Annotated in this window: 15 protein-coding genes; 10 read left to right on the top strand and 5 right to left on the bottom strand. The window is 64.9% G+C overall.

The window, feature by feature from the left end; all coding sequences use genetic code 11:
* Positions 1-341 precede the first annotated feature (341 nt).
* Positions 342-935, top strand: a complete 594-nt coding sequence (cpaB, locus tag DVO78_RS01440; RefSeq protein WP_157983799.1) for a Flp pilus assembly protein CpaB — start codon at positions 342-344, stop codon at positions 933-935.
* Between the two features lie 26 nt (positions 936-961).
* Here the strand turns inward: cpaB and DVO78_RS01435 are convergent, their stop codons facing one another.
* The 3 genes from DVO78_RS01435 to DVO78_RS01425 all read right to left on the bottom strand — a co-directional run bounded on the left by DVO78_RS01435 (position 962) and on the right by DVO78_RS01425 (position 3,727).
* Positions 962-1,297, bottom strand: coding sequence for an FmdB family zinc ribbon protein (locus DVO78_RS01435; protein ID WP_120003012.1), 336 nt, complete (start codon positions 1,295-1,297; stop codon positions 962-964).
* A 71-nt stretch (positions 1,298-1,368) separates the two neighbouring features.
* Positions 1,369-2,055: a 5-formyltetrahydrofolate cyclo-ligase gene (locus DVO78_RS01430; RefSeq protein ID WP_120003011.1), complete on the bottom strand. Its 687-nt coding sequence runs from the start codon at positions 2,053-2,055 to the stop codon at positions 1,369-1,371.
* Position 2,056: 1 nt separating this feature from the next.
* Positions 2,057-3,727 carry a dolichyl-phosphate-mannose--protein mannosyltransferase gene (locus DVO78_RS01425; RefSeq protein ID WP_238385078.1) on the bottom strand — a complete coding sequence of 557 codons (1,671 nt, stop codon included), beginning with the start codon at positions 3,725-3,727 and terminating at the stop codon, positions 2,057-2,059.
* A 34-nt stretch (positions 3,728-3,761) separates the two neighbouring features.
* Between DVO78_RS01425 and rsmI the strand changes: the two genes are divergently transcribed.
* The 5 genes from rsmI to DVO78_RS01400 are packed head-to-tail and all read left to right on the top strand — an operon-like array spanning position 3,762 to position 9,674.
* Positions 3,762-4,685 carry a 16S rRNA (cytidine(1402)-2'-O)-methyltransferase gene (rsmI, locus tag DVO78_RS01420; protein ID WP_238385077.1) on the top strand — a complete coding sequence of 308 codons (924 nt, stop codon included), beginning with the start codon at positions 3,762-3,764 and terminating at the stop codon, positions 4,683-4,685.
* A gap of 56 nt (positions 4,686-4,741) precedes the next feature.
* Positions 4,742-6,598, top strand: coding sequence for an AMP-dependent synthetase/ligase (locus tag DVO78_RS01415; RefSeq protein WP_238385076.1), 1,857 nt, complete (start codon positions 4,742-4,744; stop codon positions 6,596-6,598).
* A gap of 52 nt (positions 6,599-6,650) precedes the next feature.
* Entirely contained in the window at positions 6,651-7,625 is a 975-nt protein-coding gene (locus DVO78_RS01410) for a TatD family hydrolase (RefSeq protein WP_420799041.1), read from the top strand.
* Positions 7,622-8,629, top strand: a complete 1,008-nt coding sequence (gene rsmA / locus DVO78_RS01405; RefSeq protein WP_120003160.1) for a 16S rRNA (adenine(1518)-N(6)/adenine(1519)-N(6))-dimethyltransferase RsmA — start codon at positions 7,622-7,624, stop codon at positions 8,627-8,629. Before DVO78_RS01410 ends, rsmA begins: the two co-directional genes overlap by 4 nt.
* The gene (locus DVO78_RS01400) at positions 8,595-9,674 is read left to right on the top strand and encodes a 4-(cytidine 5'-diphospho)-2-C-methyl-D-erythritol kinase (protein ID WP_476638903.1); all 1,080 of its coding nucleotides are present in this window, start codon (positions 8,595-8,597) and stop codon (positions 9,672-9,674) included. The genes rsmA and DVO78_RS01400 overlap by 35 nt, the downstream gene beginning before the upstream one ends.
* Before the next feature lie 14 nt (positions 9,675-9,688).
* On the opposite strand, the gene DVO78_RS01395 is transcribed toward DVO78_RS01400, so the two are convergent.
* The gene (locus tag DVO78_RS01395; protein WP_120003010.1) at positions 9,689-10,450 is read right to left on the bottom strand and encodes a sulfite exporter TauE/SafE family protein; all 762 of its coding nucleotides are present in this window, start codon (positions 10,448-10,450) and stop codon (positions 9,689-9,691) included.
* Between the two features lie 106 nt (positions 10,451-10,556).
* Here DVO78_RS01395 and DVO78_RS01390 point away from each other — a divergent pair, with 106 nt between their 5' ends.
* Positions 10,557-12,428 (top strand): ABC-F family ATP-binding cassette domain-containing protein, encoded by a 1,872-nt coding sequence (locus tag DVO78_RS01390; RefSeq protein ID WP_120003009.1) that lies wholly within the window; start codon positions 10,557-10,559, stop codon positions 12,426-12,428.
* Positions 12,429-12,467: 39 nt separating this feature from the next.
* Here DVO78_RS01390 and DVO78_RS01385 read toward each other — a convergent pair whose 3' ends face one another.
* Entirely contained in the window at positions 12,468-13,226 is a 759-nt protein-coding gene (locus DVO78_RS01385) for a GntR family transcriptional regulator (protein WP_120003008.1), read from the bottom strand.
* Between the two features lie 183 nt (positions 13,227-13,409).
* Here DVO78_RS01385 and iolC point away from each other — a divergent pair, with 183 nt between their 5' ends.
* The 3 genes from iolC to DVO78_RS01370 all read left to right on the top strand — a co-directional run bounded on the left by iolC (position 13,410) and on the right by DVO78_RS01370 (position 16,862).
* Positions 13,410-14,363, top strand: a complete 954-nt coding sequence (gene iolC, locus DVO78_RS01380) for a 5-dehydro-2-deoxygluconokinase (RefSeq protein ID WP_120003007.1) — start codon at positions 13,410-13,412, stop codon at positions 14,361-14,363.
* A gap of 2 nt (positions 14,364-14,365) precedes the next feature.
* On the top strand, positions 14,366-15,274 hold the full coding sequence (locus DVO78_RS01375; protein WP_162301550.1) for a class I fructose-bisphosphate aldolase: 909 nt from the start codon (positions 14,366-14,368) through the stop codon (positions 15,272-15,274).
* Positions 15,275-15,353: 79 nt separating this feature from the next.
* Positions 15,354-16,862, top strand: coding sequence for a CoA-acylating methylmalonate-semialdehyde dehydrogenase (locus DVO78_RS01370; RefSeq protein WP_120003006.1), 1,509 nt, complete (start codon positions 15,354-15,356; stop codon positions 16,860-16,862).
* The last annotated feature ends 74 nt before the right edge of the window (positions 16,863-16,936 follow it).

The following is a 16,936-nucleotide window of genomic DNA, read 5'->3' as shown; positions in this document are numbered from 1 at the left end:
CGGAGCCAGATCAGCTGCGTCAAAGTCTCAAGAGACTCCATGCTGGAGGTATGAGCAGTCAGAGTTTTTCCCGCACTGGGAGGCGCAGAGCGCGCCGGCCGCCGTGGCTCCAGCTCACGGATTCGTCAGGCTCGGGGGCTGAGAGTGGTTCCTCAGTGCCGTTTGTCCCGGAGAAACCACGCCACAGGCGTCGCCGGACGGGGCCACCATCTTCACCCCCTGCCCGGATGGTCAGAGCTCATAAACTGAAGGCGGCTCCACCACGGCCCCGCCCGCCGCGGGTGCGCAGGCGGCTCAAACCCGGCGGCCTTTACCGCTGGGTGCGTCGCTTCAGAATTCCGGTGGCTGTGCTTCTGGGGCTCTGCGCAGCACTGGCAGCGCTGCTGGCCCGTGAGCACGCTGGGGCTGAAACCACCACTGCTGTGCGGGCAACCTCAGACCTGGTCGCAGGTGAGGTGCTCAGCGCCGCAGTGGTGGAGGAAGTTGAGGTCGATGCCGCGGCAGTACCGGCCGGCCACACCCCCGGCCTGGAGGCGCTGCTGGGCGAAACGGTGGCGGTGGCGCTGCCTGCCGGGGCCCTGGTGCACCAGACCCAGCTGGTGGGACCAGGACTGTTGGCAGGCTATGACTCCGGTACTGTCGCGGTCCCTGTGAGGCCATCAGACACAGCGATCATTGGATTGCTCTCTCCAGGGCAGCGGGTGGACGTGACCGCCTCCTCAGACGCCCCCGAGCGCGGCGGTGGGACCGGGCGGGTGGCCGAGGCGGTGCCTGTGCTGTGGGTCCCGCAGGAGGAGTCAGAGAATTGGCTGGGTGCGGCCAGCGAGTCTACGGACGTGGTGATGCTTGCGGTGGATGCGCCCACAGCCGAGCAGATCGCAGAGGCAAGTCATTCCGGCCGTCTGCACCTGACGTTGGTCGGTGCCACGGACTGACGTCAGACCGGAGCGATTACTCAGGTTCAGCTGGCGCTTGCCGCCGGGGTCTTAGGTGCGGAGCTCGACCCGCCGGAGCGTGAAGAAGACTCAGAGGACTTGCCCGAGCTTTCAGAACTCTTCGAGGCTGAATCGCCGGCACTGGAGGAGCTGTCCTTGGCGGAGTCCGTGCTCGATGAGGAGGAACCGCGTGAATCGGTGCGGTAGAAGCCTGACCCCTTGAACGTCACACCCACATTGCCGAACTTCTTGCGCAGCCGGCCCTGGCACTGCGGACATTCGGTGAGCGCATCGTCGGAGAAGGACTGCACAATGTCGAAGGCGTGGCTGCAGTCCTTGCAAGCATAGGCATAAGTAGGCATCTGGTGCGCTCCTGGGTGAATCGTGACGTTGAGGGTTTGGCACTCGGCAGTATCGAGTGCCAATTATACGATCACATACCGACGACGCGGTACTCGGTGGCAACTCGGGGTGCCCGCAGGTCATGCGGCTGCACCGGAAACGAGCCAGGCTCCAGCACTTCGTGGGAGTGGACGACGGCGATCACCTCACACCGCAGGCCCGGATGCTGCTCCAAGAGCCCGGTGAGCGGCGCCAAGGAGGTGTCGTAGTAGCCGCCGCCCTGGCCCAGTCGGGCTCCTGAGGTGTCCACGGCAAGAGCCGGTACCAAGAACACCAGATGCGCGGGGCCCTGAGAGGCCTGCTCAGCCGGCGGCTCCTCAACTCCCTGCGCATCCTTGCGGGCTTTAGCAACCCTGCCGATCACCACCTCCAGGCATACAGAACCGGTCAGCTCCGGGTCCGGTTCAGTGACCGGCAACCGGGGGTGCTGCCGGACGGGAGCTCCAGGGGCCCAGGCGGACCATTCCAGGTGCTTGCCCGTGGGTGGGACCACAGGGAGGTAGACCGGCCCCCTCCGAGCCGTATGCAGTTCCAGAAACGGCAGAAGATCAGGTTCCCCCGGCATAGGAAGGTATCCGGCCACCACTGCTTGCGGAGGGATATGCCGTGCCAGCGCGGAGGCCAGTGACTCTGCCCGGCGGGTCAGCTCCTGCCGGCTCAATGCTGCCCGGCCAGCGCGAATACTGCGCCTCACCTCTGCCTTGGTCGGGGCGTTCATCTCAGATCCATGACTGCAGCCACATGCGAAGCCGCCACTGATCGTAGGGGATGAACTCCGCGGTCCAGACCGGCCAGAAGAACACCGACACGGCCACAGCCAGCAGCACGAAGCACAGCACCAGCACCGTATTTCGCTGCTGGGCATAGACAATCTGGGTGCTGCTGCGCCGCTTCCCGGACAGGCTGAGAGTTCCAGTGCCGATCCGCAGCACCAACGAGGCCAGCACCACGAGGGTGAGGATCAGAAACGGCTGATAGCTGATCGTGTAGAAGAAGAACATGGTCCGGTCGGGGAACAGCAGCCAGACCCCGAAGCCTGCCACAAAGCCGGAGAGGATGGCCCCATAGCGCCAGTCGCGGCGGCCGATCCACAGCAGCAGCACCACCAGCAGCCCGATGACCCCTGCCCACCAGATCAGCGGATTGGCCAGGTCGACGATCGCCGAGGAGCAGGAGCCTGCTTCGCAGAGCTCCCCGGTGTACTCGTCGACCTCCCCCTGGTCGCGTCCCTGATAGTGCATGGACACCGGCCGCCCCATGAACAGCCAGGTCCACGGGTGGGAGGCATACTCGTGTCCGGAGTCCAGGCCAGTGTGAAAGTCCGTGGCGGAACTGTGATAGTTCCACAGCGCGCGCAGGGGGCTGGGAATCACTGCGGCCACACCTGAGGCATCCTGGTCATAGTCTTGCCTGCCCCAGCCTCCGCTGCTGACCAGCCACCCCGTCCAGGAGGCCAGATAGGTGACCGCAGCAGCGGGCACCACCGTCACCACCGCGGGCAGGCCGTCCCGGAGCAGCCCAGAGCTGACCCATCTGCGCACCCCCACGGCGCGCCGCGCCTGAAGGTCCCAGAGCACCACCATGATTCCGAAGACGGCGATGAACGCCAGGGCGGAGAGCTTCACGGCCACCGCACAGCCCAGCAGGACGCCTGCGGCCAGCCGCCACGGACGCCACAGCAGCAGTGGGCCATGTTCCCAGGCCGGCGAATCTGGCGGGCTGTGGGCCGCCCAGGCTGCCATACGTCGTCGTCCGCTGTATCTGTCGATCAGCAGCGCGCCGAAGGCGGCAAGCGCAAAGAGCATCAGGAAGATGTCCAACAGCGCTACCCGGGACATCACCAGATGGTGGCCCTCCACAGCGGTCAGCACCGCAGCCACACCGCCTAAGAACACCGACCTGAACATCCGTTGGGCGATCAACGCGATCAGCAGGACCCCCAGGGCGCCGGCTACCGCGGAGGAGAACCGCCAACCGAAGGGTTCCTCGATCCCGAACCGAGCGATCCCCAGGGCGATCAGCCATTTGCCTAGGGGAGGGTGCACCACATAGGAACCGTTCTGCGTCGGCTGCGGGGCACCGGCCAGCCACTGGTCATCAGCGTCTTCAGGCCATTCCAGCTCATAGCCTGCCTGCAGCAGGGCGTAGGCGTCCTTGGCGTAGTAGGTCTCGTCGAAGATCAGCGCATGCGGGTTGTTCAGCCCGCTCAGCCGCAGCCCGAGCGCACACACGAAGGCCGTCAGCGGGACAATCCAGCCCCAGACCCCGGCGTAGAAGCGCTCAGCACCCAGCACCAGCTCCAGGCGAGCGGTCCGCAGCCGCGCCTGTCCGCGCGTGTCCGGAGCGGCCCCGGGGGCGGCCCGCGCGGTGAGGGGGTCGGCGCTGTTCACCCTGGATATGCTACTCGCCAGAGGTGTTCAGCCGATGGAGCGGAGTGTGGCAGCAGTGGTGATGGTGGAAGAGGCTGATGCCTGGCTGTGGGAGTCTCCATTGGTGCTGGCAGCCACCCCGATCGGTAATCTGGCTGATGCCACTGACCGGCTGCGGAGGCTGATCCGCAGTGCCGAGGTGATCGCCTGTGAGGATACCCGCAGCACCCGTCATCTTATTCGGGCCTTGGGCGAGCAGACCAGCGCCAGGCTGGTGAGCCTGCACGAGCACAATGAGGCTGCCCGCTCGGCCGAGCTGGTGGAGCAGGCAGGGGCCGGAACCAGGGTGCTTGTGGTCTCCGATGCCGGCATGCCCGCGGTTTCCGACCCGGGACAGCGTCTGGTGGCTGCCGCGGTTCACGCCGGGGTGGCCGTCACCGCAGCCCCGGGTGCTTCGGCGGTGCCCACCGCGCTGGCACTCTCCGGTCTGGCCACTGACCGGTTTTGCTTCGCCGGATTCGTTCCGCGCAAGCAGTCGGATCGCCGTGCCCTGCTGGACCGGCTGGGCAGGGAGGAATGGACCACGGTGCTGTTCGAGTCCCCGCACCGCATTGCTGCCACGGTGGCCGAGTTCGCTGAGGCGCTGGGCGGTCACCGGCGGGCCGCGGTGGCCAGGGAACTGACCAAGAGGTACGAGGAGGTCCTCCGCGGTGATCTCGATCACTTGACCCAGAGTCTGGCGGAACGCCAGGGCGGGCCGGGGCTGAAAGGCGAATTCGTGCTCCTGGTCGCCGGAGTATCAGGTGGTGACCTGCAGGGTCAGGAGCCGCTGACCCTGCAGGAGGCTGCTCAGCTGGTGCTGGAACAGGCTGCTTCGGGCCAGCGGATGAAGACCGCCGCCAAGCAGATCGCCGCTGAGAACCGGCTCAACGCCAGCGGACTCTACGATGCCGCCAACCGGCTCCGACGGCAGCAGTGAACTCCTCGGCTGCCGCAGCACAGCTGAGACTGGTCCCTACTGCTTAGACTGGTGCCGTGACTACTGCTGAGCACATTCGCGAGACCACCACAGAGCCGATCGCCCGGGTGGCAGACCACCTCAACGTCACTGACGGGGTGCTGGCACTGGCCGAAGCCCAGCCCGGCTGTCCGGTGTATGCGGTCCGCAACGGCGCCGGCGGATGGCTGGATGTGACCATCGCGAGCTTTCTGGAGCAGGTCCGGGGTGTGGCCAAGGGACTGATCGGGCTGGGAGTTGAACCCGGGGACAAAGTCGCCGTGATGTCAGCGACCAGCTATTCCTGGGCGGTGGTGGATCAGGCCATCTGGTTCGCCGGGGGGATCTCCGTGCCCATCTATGAGACCAGCTCAGCCCACCAGGTGGCCCATCTGCTGGCTGACTCCGGGGCCAAACTGGTGCTGATCGGCAGCGAAGAGCTGCGCGCCAAAGTCCAGTCCGGGGCCAATATGGCCGGCGGAAAGAACTCCGGGGTGGAGATCTATCCGATTGAGACCGATGCGGACATCCATGAGATCTCCGCCAGCGCCACGAATGTCACCAACAGTCAGCTGGAGGCCGCCCGCAGCACCGCCGGAGCCGACGATCTCGCCACCCTCGTCTACACCTCCGGCACTACCGGAAAGCCCAAAGGTGTGCGCATCACTCACCGCAATCTGGCTGAGGGCGCTGTCAATATTGTTCCCTTCGCCTCTGAGATCCTCGCCGGCGATGAGTCCCGCACCCTACTGTTTCTGCCGCTGTCGCATGTGCTGGCCCGGGCTGTACAGCTGATCTGCCTGCACCGGGGCATTCAGGTGGCCCACGCCGGGAGCACCTCCACGCTGCTGGAGGATCTGGGAACCTTCCGGCCCACCTGGCTCCTCGCGGTGCCGCGGGTCTTCGAAAAGGTCTACCACTCGGCGGCGGCCAAGGCCCAGGAGGAGGGCAAGGGCAAGATTTTCGAGGCTGCCCGGGCCACCGCAGTCGACTACTCCAAGGCTCTGCAGGCTGCCAGCAGCGGCACCGGCTCCGGACCTTCGCTTGCGCTGCGGGCCAAGCACGCGCTGTTCTCCCAGCTGGTCTACTCCAAGCTGAGAGCCAAGCTCGGCGGCGAAGTCACCCACATGGTCTCCGGGGCGTCATCGCTGAACCCGGAGATCGGGCACTTCTTCACCGGAGCCGGGATCCCGGTCCAGGAAGGCTACGGACTGACCGAGTCTACGGCTCCGATCACTCTGAACATCCCCGGAGCCACCCGCCTCGGCAGCGTGGGAATCCCGGTGCCCGGGTCGACCGTCAGGATCGCTGAGGACGGTGAGATTCTGCTCAAAGGCTCGGTGATCTTCGACGGCTACCATGAGCGCCCTGAGGAGACCGCCGAAGCATTCGACGCCGAGGGCTTCTTCCGCTCCGGCGACCTCGGCTCCCTGGATGCAGACGGCTTCCTCACCATCACCGGGCGAAAGAAAGAGATCATCGTCACCGCCGGGGGCAAGAACGTCTACCCCGCTGCATTGGAGGAAGCAGTGCGCAGTCATGCCCTGGTCGGGCAGGTGGTGGTGGTCGGTGATGATAAGCCATTCGTCAGCGCGCTGGTCTTCCCAGATCACGAGACGGTTCCCGGCTGGGCCCGGCGCAGCGGCTTCGGCGAGCTCTCGGTCACCGAAGTCCTGGATGACGAGTCCGCCGCCGAGGCCCTGCAGGCTGAGATCCAGACGGCAGTCGATCAGGCCAATGCGCAGGTGTCCCGGGCTGAATCGATCCGCGCTTTCGGACTCATCGGCACTGAGCTCAACCAGGGCTCCGGTCACCTCACCCCCTCGCTGAAGCTCATCCGGGCCAAAGTTGCCAAGGACTTCTCCGACGAGGTGGAGTCCCTCTACTCCTCCTGAGGCCGAGCCACTCGCTCTTTGCGCAGCGGGGCAGAGGATAGACTGAACCGCTGTGAGTGAGGCAACTGTGACCCCGGGGCAGGTTCCACCGGTCTATCTACCGCAGAAGACTCCCACCACTGAGAGTGCTGAGGCCGAGAGCGCCAGGGGCCCGGCGCGCAGCCAGACGGAGGAGAAGTCTCAGAAGAAGCGCCGGCTGGAGTACCCGCCAGCACCTGAGCCGTTGCCGGTGCCAGTCATCGACAACCATGCGCATCTGGACTTCCGCGACGGTCAGGTCCAGGTCACCGTAGCTGAGCACCTCGAGGCTGCCCACCAGGTGGGAGTCTCCGGGGCCGTTCTGGTGGGGTACGACGTCGCCAGCTCTGAGTTCTCCGTCCAGGCCGCCCGGGGGCACCAGCGGGCGAAGGCGGCAGTCGCACTCCACCCCAATGATGCTCCTCTGCTGGTTGCTGAGGGTGCCTACGACGGAGCCTTTGACCGGATCTGCGAGCTCGCCGCGGAGCCTGAGGTGGTGGCAGTGGGCGAGACCGGCCTGGACTACTTCCGTACCGAGGAAGGGGGAAGAGGCTCCCAGCGCAGGAGCTTCTTCGACCATATCGCGCTGGCGGTCCAGCGGGGCCTCGCGGTGCAGATCCATGATCGCCAGGCTCACGAAGATGTGGTGGCGGTGCTCAAGGACGCCCCCGCACTTCCGGGTTCGGTGGTCTTCCACTGCTTCTCCGGGGATGCCGAGCTGGCGCGGATCTGCAATGCCAACGGCTGGTACATGAGCTTTGCCGGCACCGTGACGTTCAACAACGCCAGAAACCTCCGCGAGGCATTGGCGGTGGCCGATCCGCAGCTGCTGCTGGTGGAGACCGATTCGCCGTTTCTGACCCCACATCCCCACCGCGGACAGCCGAATGCCCCGTATATGGTGCCACAGACCATGCGGCTGATGGCTCAGGTGCGTGAGTCTGAGCTGAGCCGGCTGTGCCAGCAGGTCATGTTCAACACCCACCAGGCTTACGGGGTGTGGACATGAATCACCGGGCCGCACGAGCGGTTGAGCCCAGTGGAGAGGACCCTACGCAGGATTCTGCCGGAGCGGTGGAGCAAGGCCCCGCTGAGAGCAGATCACTGCTGACGGCAACACACATCCGGGACCTCGCCGAGACCCTGGGCATCCGGCCCACCAAGCAGTGGGGGCAGAACTTCGTGATCGACCCCAACACGATCCGGCGGATCGTCGGCCTGGCCGAGTTGGACGGCAGCGAACATGTGCTGGAGGTCGGTCCGGGGCTGGGTTCGCTCACCATCGGTCTGCTGGACGAGGCCGCCCAGGTCACGGCCGTGGAGATCGACCCTCAGCTGGCCGCCCAGTTGCCTGAGACCGTTCAGCTGATGCGGCCGGAGAAGGAGCAGAGCCTCACAGTAGTCCGCCATGACGCTCTGAGGCTCACACCCGGGGAGCTCTCCGGACGGGTGATCGGGGCCGACAGCTCCCGGGGAGATCCAGCGGCGAGGACCGGTGAGGACCCCCCGCAGCTGGGTGAGCCCAGCGTCCTGGTCGCCAACCTGCCCTACAACGTGGCGGTGCCTGTGGTCCTGCACCTGCTGCAGGTGCTGCCCAGCCTCACCAAGGCCCTGGTCATGGTCCAGGAGGAGGTCGCTGACCGGCTGGCGGCTGCACCAGGCTCCAAGATCTACGGGGTGCCCAGCGCCAAGATCGCCTGGGACGCCCACGCCCGGAAAGTAGGCGTGGTGGGCAAGAAGGTCTTTTGGCCTGAGCCGCGGGTCTCCTCAGGACTGGTGCGCATCGACCGGGGCGAGCCGGCCTCGTCGTCGGTCCCCCGCCACAAGGTGTTTGCCGTGGTGGATGCAGCTTTCGCCCAGCGGCGCAAGACCCTTCGTGCGGCCCTGAGCACACTGGCGGGCTCCGGCGCGGCAGCAGAACAGGCCCTGCAGGCGGCAGGAGTGGACCCGCAGGCCCGCGGCGAGACGCTGGACATCCATGCCTTCGCGCGCATCGCCGCCGCCCTGCGCTGAGATCTCCGGGCGCGGAGATACTGTGGAGAACATGCGAGACAGCGAGTTCTTCGGCCACGTGACCGCAGTGGCCCCGGGCAAGGTCAATCTGAGCCTGAGGGTCGGGCCGCTGCGCGCCGATGGATATCACAACGTGGCCACGCTGTACTACGCAGTCTCCCTCTATGAGGAGGTCGTTGCCACTCCGCGCCAGGACGGTGCGATTACTGTCCAGCTCTCTGAGCGTTCGGCGTTTACCGCAGTGGAGCACACCGACCCGGAATCCGGTGAGAAGGTCACCGCCCAGATCCCGCTGGATGAGCGAAACCTGGCGCACCGGGCGGCAGTGCTGCTGCGCGAGACCCTCCAGGAGCGCGACGCGGTGACTCTGAGCTTTCCGGGCGCAGAGAGGTCCACCTACGGGGTGGATCTGACCATCACCAAGAATGTGCCGATCGCCGGGGGGATGGGCGGCGGATCAGCCGATGCCGCCGCCGCACTGGTGGCCTGCTCAGCACTCTGGGAGGCCGGGCTCACCAAGGAGCAGCTGGCTGAGCTGGGATCCCAGCTCGGGGCAGACGTTCCCTTCGCCATCCTGGGCGGAGCCGCGGTGGGTCAGGGAGCGGGGGAGAACCTCTCCCCGCTGCTGACTCGCGGAGAGCTGCACCTGGTGATAGTGCCGGCCACCACCGGGCTCTCCACCCCGGAGGTCTACCGCAAGCTGGATGCGATGCGCCATCAGGCCGGGCTCTTTGCGGAGGAACCAGAACTGGACCAGGATCTGGTGCGTGCGGCCTGCACCGGCGAGGCCGAGCTGGTGGCTACCCTGATGGCCAATGACCTGCAGGCCCCGGCGGTGTCGATGCTGCCTGAGCTGGACGAGATGATGGACGCCGGCCTCGCCGAAGGAGCGCTTCAGGGCATGGTCTCCGGCTCCGGGCCCACCGTGGTCTTTTTGGCACGCGACGCCTCGGCGGCCAATCAGCTGTCCACCGGCCTGGAGGAGAGCCTGGATGTCTGGGCGTTGCCGGTCACCGGTCCGGCGCACGGGGCGCGCCTGCTCTGACAGACTGCTGGCGGTCATATCCCCATGGTTTCGCGGATGCCGGTCAGGAGGGACAGTCCGGCGCCCAGGAACGCCAGCACGATCACCGTTCTGCGGGCCGCCACATCACTGATCCAGGTGCGGACCATCGTGCCGAACGTCATCCCCACCAGAATCGCGGCCAGGCTCCCGGCCCAGAACCACCAGGGGAACCCTGGGATCTCATTGCCGCTGAAGGTCAGCTTGGTGAGAAACCCGCCGACCGACAGCAGCACCCACAGCGGCTGCAGGGTGGCGGTGAAGGCGCGGACATCCCACCGTGAGAGCACCGCGTAGACCGTCATGGCCGGCCCGCCCACCCCGGCAAGGATGACTCCGCCTCCAGCGCCGATGCCGGTCAGTGCGCGGGTGGCGAAACCGTCGACGTCGGTGCTGATCCTGCTGATGATCAGCGACAGGCTCAGCCCCAGGATCACCAGGGAGGCCACCGCAATGTAGAGCGGCCCCTGCGGTGAGGCCGCAGCCAGCCAGCCGAAGGCCGGCATCACCAGCACAGCCGCCGGGCCGATGACCGCCAGCTTCCGCCACTCGATGTCCTTCCACACAAGGGGAATCATCAGCGCCGGCGCCAGGAAGCTCAGCAGATTGGTCAGCATCACCCCGCCGTGCGGGCCGATCATCACCACCAGGAACGGGGACATCATCATCGCGAACCCGATGCCGGTGAGGCGCTGCAGCGCCGCCGCCAGAACCACCAGACCAATGATGGCCAGCGCCACCGGCAGCCCTACTGTCATCCCACCTCTTCACCTTGATGTTCAGCACGCCCCGGTCGCGGAGATGCCCCGGCTCCCCACATTACCTTCGCCTCGGCACTGGCGCAGGCAGATAGGGTTAACGCCTGTGGCTCATCTTTTAGGAGCTGAAGGGGTCTCGATCACCTTCGGCACGCGCACCGTACTCAACGGCATCACCCTGGGCATCAACGCCGGTGACAGGATAGGCATCGTGGGACGCAACGGTGACGGAAAGTCCACCCTGATGCGGATCCTGGGCAAGAGCGCAGAGTCCGACTCAGGGCGGGTCACCTGGCGCGGCGGGGTCTCTGTGGGATTCCTCGACCAGCAGGATGTCCTGGAGGACTCCCAGACCATCCGCACCGCCGTGCTCGGCGACGCCGCAGATCACCAGTGGGCCACCGACCCCAGCAAGCGCGACGTCGCCCAGGGGCTGCTCGGAGAGCTGGACTGGGAGACCAGTGTCGGGACGCTCTCTGGCGGTCAGAGAAGGCGAGTGGCACTGGCTGCGCTGCTGATGGCAGAGCATGAGGTGATCATGCTCGATGAGCCCACCAACCACCTGGATGTCGAAGGTGTCGCCTGGCTGGCCCATCACCTGAAGACCCGGTGGAAGTCCGATGAGGGTGCCTTTTTGGTGGTCACCCACGACCGCTGGTTCCTCGACGAGGTCTGCACTCTTACCTGGGAAGTCCATGACGCTGCGGTGGACTCCTTCGACGGCGGATACGCCGCCTACACCCTGGCCCGCGCAGAACGCGACCGGGCGGCTGCGGTGGAGGAGCAGAAGCGCCAGCAGCTGGTCAAGAAGGAGCTGGCCTGGCTGCGCCGCGGCGCCCCGGCCCGGACCACGAAGGCCAAGTTCCGGGTCGACGCGGCCAACGCCTTGATCAACGACGTCCCCGCCCACCGGGATGAGGTGCAGCTGAAGAAGATGGCAACCGCCCGGCTGGGCAAGGACGTGCTGGACCTGGAGGGAGTCACCTATCGTGCCGGCGGATCGGGTCCGCTGCTGTTCGACGACGTCACGTTCCGTCTCGGCCCCGGTGAGCGGGTCGGCGTCGTCGGTGTCAACGGTGCGGGCAAATCCACTCTGCTGCGGCTGCTGGATGGTCACATCGAACCCGATGCCGGGCGGGTCAGGCGTGGCAAGACCGTCCAGACGGCGATCCTCACCCAGGAGGTTCGGGAGCTGGGTGAACGTGAGCATATGCGTGTTCATGAGGTGATGACCGAGGACAAGTCAGTCTTCGAGGTCGGGGGCAGGGAACTCTCCGGAGGGCAGCTGCTGGAGACTCTGGGATTCAGCAGGTCACGGCAGTGGACGCCGGTCAGTGATCTCTCCGGCGGAGAGCGCCGCCGTCTGCAGCTGCTGAAGCTGCTCACTGGCGAGCCCAACGTACTGATGCTCGACGAGCCCACCAACGATCTGGACACCGACACTCTCGCTGCGATGGAAGACCTGCTCGACGGCTGGCCGGGGACCCTGATCGTGGTTTCCCACGACCGGTACCTGCTGGAGCGAGTCACCGATCACCAGGTCGCGCTGCTGGACGACGGCAAGCTGCGCGCCCTGCCCGGAGGAGTGGAGCAGTATCTGCGCATTCGGGAGGGCTCCGAGCCGGCCCCGGCCGTCGATGGGCGGACATACCGTGGACAGTCTTCCTCTGCGGCCACACCGGCCCCCGTACCTCAGGCAGAGCCCACTGCCGCAGCCGAAGTGCGCCCCTCTCAGCAGACTCTGGGCCCCTCGGAGGCTGATCGTCGGCAGGCGCGCAAGGATATGCAGCGCATTGAGAAACAGATGGACAGACTCTCAGCACGCCAAGCAGCGTTGCATGAACAGATGGCCGCCGCCTCGGACTCGACGGACTTTGAGGTTCTCGGCCGTCTTCAGAGCGAGCTCGATGAGGCTGAGAGCGAGCTTGCTGAGGCTGAGGAGGCTTGGCTCCAGGCCAGCGAAACTGCGGAAGAGTGACGTGTGGCGTCGTCGTGCGCGTCTCCGGGGTTGCCGCTCTCAGCGGGAGACGAGGGTTGTCTGGAACGAGTAGAGATCCGGCTGGTAGCAGTGATGGCCGGCCTCGACGGGCTTGCCGCCCTGATCGAAGGCGACGCGGTCCATGGTGAGCACAGGACTTCCTTTCGGCACGTCGAGTAGTTCATGCTCGTCACCGTGGGCGCGGCGTGCACCGATGGCCTGGTTCGCGACCTTCATAGTGACCCCACGCGAGCGCAACAGTTCGTAGAGTCCTTGGCTGGTGAGGTCTTCGATGGTGATGTCCGAGAATTCGGGTGGAAGTAGATTGACGAGAATCGCCATCGGAGTGCCGTCGGCGTACCGCACCCGCCGTATACGGGTCACCTGGGTGTCCACCGGGACACCCAGGTGATCGGCGATTTCGCAGTCTGCTGGGATGTGTTCGAATGACAGCACTTTGGTGGACGGGTTGTGGCCCCCACGGCTGAGATCCTCGTGAAGGCTGGTGAGTTCGACCGGACGGCTCACCCGCGCCTGCACCACCTGGGTCCCGATGCCACGCCTGCGCACGAGCAGTCCCTTATCGACCAGTTCCTGGATCGCGCGTCGAACCGTGGGCCGTGACAGGCCGAGGCGCTTACTGATCTCGATCTCGTTCACCAGGCGCGCGCCAGCTGGAATGATGCCCTCGCGGATTGCCCGTTCCAGGCGGCTCGATATCTGGAAGTAGAGGGGTACCGGGCCGGTTCGATCGAGGTCGGTGAACAGCTCGTCCGGCCACACGGGGTCGTTGCTCAATCCGGGTTCCTCCTTAGGCCGTCGAGTGATCTGCACCTCAACCGGCAGTGGATGACACTAATGTGTGGACAATATTACCTTCTTGCTGCAAAGTCATGCTATTCACCGGCTTGCATGATATTGTTAGGACAAATAAAGGGCGCGGGAAGTGTCGTGCGCGCGGAACCGAGAGGCGGGTAGCGAATGGTGGAACAACGGCGGCCTGATGACGTTTTGGTGATTGGGCGTCTCGGCGTCGATATCTATCCGCAACAGCAGGGACCCCTCGAGGATGTCGAGACATTCGGAAAGTTTCTCGGTGGCAGTGCAGCCAACGTCTCGGTGGCCGCAGCCAAGTATGGCAACCGCAGCGCCCTGATCTCTCGCGTGGGAGATGACCCTTTCGGCCGGTATCTCATTCGCGAGCTCGGCCGGCTCGGCACCGACCCGCGCGAGGTGACAATTGATCCGCAGTATCCCACTCCGGTCACCTTCTGTGAGATCTTTCCCCCCGATGACTTTCCGCTGTACTTCTATCGTCAGCCCAAAGCCCCGGACCTGCAGATCGAAGCGGCAGACCTCGACTTTGCCGCCCTTCGTGAGGCGAAGATCTTCTGGTTCACGGCAACCGGGCTGAGCGAGGAGCCGAGCCGTGCCGCACACCACGCGGCACTCGAGCAACGCGCAGGTCGGCAGCACACCGTCTTCGACCTCGACTACCGGCCAATGTTCTGGACCAACCCAGCTGATGCGACTGCTGAAGTGGATCGTGCGCTCGGCAACACGACCGTAGCGGTCGGAAATAAGGAAGAGTGCGAGGTTGCGGTCGGCGAAACCGTGCCAGACCGTGCAGCCGACGCGCTGCTCGAACGAGGTATCGAACTGGCGATCGTCAAGCAGGGGCCGAAGGGCGTACTCGCGAAGACGCGCGACGAGCGCGTGGAGGTGGCACCGCACTTTGTGAATGTCATCAACGGTCTTGGCTCGGGCGACGCGTTCGGTGGTGCCCTATGCCACGGTCTGCTGCAAGGCTGGGGCCTTGAACAAATACTCCGTTTCGCGAACGTCGCAGGCGCGATCGTAGCCACTCGGCTTGAGTGCTCCACGGCAATGCCAGGTGCAGACGAGATCGAAGAGATTTTAGCGAAAGGAGCCTGATCATGTCACTGGATTTTCAATGCTTACGTGACCTCCGCGCGGCTGACCCCGCAGCGATCGGTCGGGCACTTTCAGAACGCAAACGTCGCAAAGTGACCCGCGGAGATGGTCGACTGTTCATCGTGGCGGCAGACCACCCGGCTCGCGGCGCGATCGCCGTCGGATCGAACCCTACCGCTATGGCGAACCGGTACGAACTCCTCGAGCGTATGGCGTTGGCGGTATCACGACCCGGTGTTGACGGCGTGCTCGGGACACCTGACATCATTGATGACCTGGCTGCCCTCAGTCTGCTTGATGACAAGATCGTGGTGGGTTCCATGAACCGCGGCGGACTGCGCGGAGCCTCATTCGAGTTGGATGATCGCTACACTGCCTACGATGTGCCGGCGATGAAACTGCAGGGAATCGACTTTGCGAAGACGCTGATTCGCGTCGATCTCGAAGATCCCGGAACTTTGGCCACTTTGGAGACAACCGCTCGCGCAGTCGATGCCGCCGCGGCCCACGAATTGCCGATCATGCTTGAGCCGTTCATGAGCAGCCGGGTTGGAGGGAAGGTTGTGAACGATCTGTCGGCTGATGCGTCGATACTTGCCACGGCGATTGCTTCGGGTCTCGGCAACTCGAGTGCCTATACCTGGATGAAGCTTCCCGTCGTGCCCGAGATGGAACGCGTCATGGAGGCAACCACTATGCCGACACTGCTGCTTGGCGGGGACAATGGCGGGGATCCGGAAGAGATTTTCAGCTCGTGGGAGCACGCTCTTTCGCTTCCGGGCGTGCGCGGTCTCACCGTCGGCCGTACGCTCCTTTACCCGCACGACGACGACGTTGCCGCCGCAGTCGACACGGCGGCTCGCCTTGTGCATCGCGACCTCCCTGCCGCCGGAGCCAATCCCGGAGCCTGAGCGGGCACGACAGGTCGGCGAGATCCGTGATTTTCCGCAGAGCCATTCAAAGAAGACCTTCACCATCGAAAGGAACCCCATGAGCAACGATGTACCCGTGATTCCGCACTGGATTGATGGACAGCGCGTCGAGTCTGCAGGAAACACTGCGCCGGTGCATAATCCGGCGACCGGTGCGGTCCAGGCCCACGTCGCCCTCGCAGATGAAGCGCTGATCCAGAAGGCGATCGAGTCGGCTCGTGCCGGCTACGAGGTGTGGAGCGAGACCTCAATGGCGAAGCGTCAGACCGCCATCTTCACATTCCGCGAGTTGCTCAATGAGCGCAAGTCCGAACTCGCCAAGATCATCACCGCCGAACATGGCAAAGTGCTTTCTGACGCAATGGGAGAGATCCTCCGCGGCCAAGAAGTCGTGGAGCTCGCTACCGGTTTCCCACATTTGATCAAGGGCGCGTTCTCCGAGAACGCCTCGACTGGCATCGACGTATATTCGCTGAAGCAGCCGATCGGCGTGGCCGGCATCATTTCGCCGTTCAACTTCCCTGCCATGGTGCCGATGTGGTTCTTCCCTATCGCGATCGCCGCAGGCAACGCAGTCATCGTCAAGCCGAGTGAGAAGGACCCCTCTGCCTCGCTGTGGATGGCGGAGCTATGGAAGGAAGCAGGCCTTCCTGACGGCGTGTTCACCGTGCTTAATGGTGACAAGGTCGCCGTCGACGGTCTGCTGAATTCCCCGGACGTGGACTCGATCTCGTTCGTGGGCTCGACTCCGATCGCCCAGTACATCTACGAAACCTCTGCAAAGAACGGCAAGCGGGTCCAGGCGCTCGGTGGTGCGAAGAACCACATGCTCGCACTGCCTGATGCCGATCTAGACCTAGTGGCTGATCAAGCGATCAACGCCGGATACGGTGCTGCTGGTGAGCGCTGCATGGCCATCTCGGTGGTGCTCGCAGTCGAGCCAGTCGCTGATGAGCTGATCGAGAAGATCAAACAGCGGATCGCCAACCTCAAGATCGGCAACGGGGCACACACCCCTGAGCCCGATATGGGTCCCCTCATCACTGATGCGCACCGCGACAAGGTCACCGGCTACATTGACATCGCCGAGCAGGATGGTGCCACCATCGTCGTCGACGGCCGCGACTTCACGGTCGAGGGCCACGAGAGCGGCTTCTTCGTCGGCCCGACTCTCATCGACAACATTCCGACCACTTCCCGGGCCTACACTGAGGAGATCTTTGGCCCGGTGCTGGAGATTGTTCGCGTCCAGAGCTTCGAAGAGGGTGTGGAGCTGATCAACTCGGGTGCGTTCGGCAACGGCACCGCGATCTTCACCAATGACGGCGGTGCAGCCCGCCGTTTCCAGCACGAGATCCAGGTCGGCATGATCGGCATTAACGTGCCGATTCCCGTGCCCGTGGCGTACCACTCCTTCGGTGGCTGGAAGGCTTCGTTGTTCGGCGACTCGAAGGCATATGGGGTGCAGGGCTTTGAGTTCTTCACCCGTGAGAAGGCTGTCACCAGCCGCTGGCTTGATCCGGCCAAGCACGGCGGCATCAACCTCGGCTTCCCGCAGAACGACTGAAGTTCGCTGGTTTCGACTCAGGCGTCACCTCCACGCTCATTGGAGGAGCTGACGTCCGAACAGATGAAAGGTAG

This window comes from Nesterenkonia muleiensis, assembly GCF_003600155.1.
Lineage (GTDB): Bacteria > Actinomycetota > Actinomycetes > Actinomycetales > Micrococcaceae > Nesterenkonia > Nesterenkonia muleiensis.
This window is presented reverse-complemented; position numbering and strand designations above follow the sequence as displayed.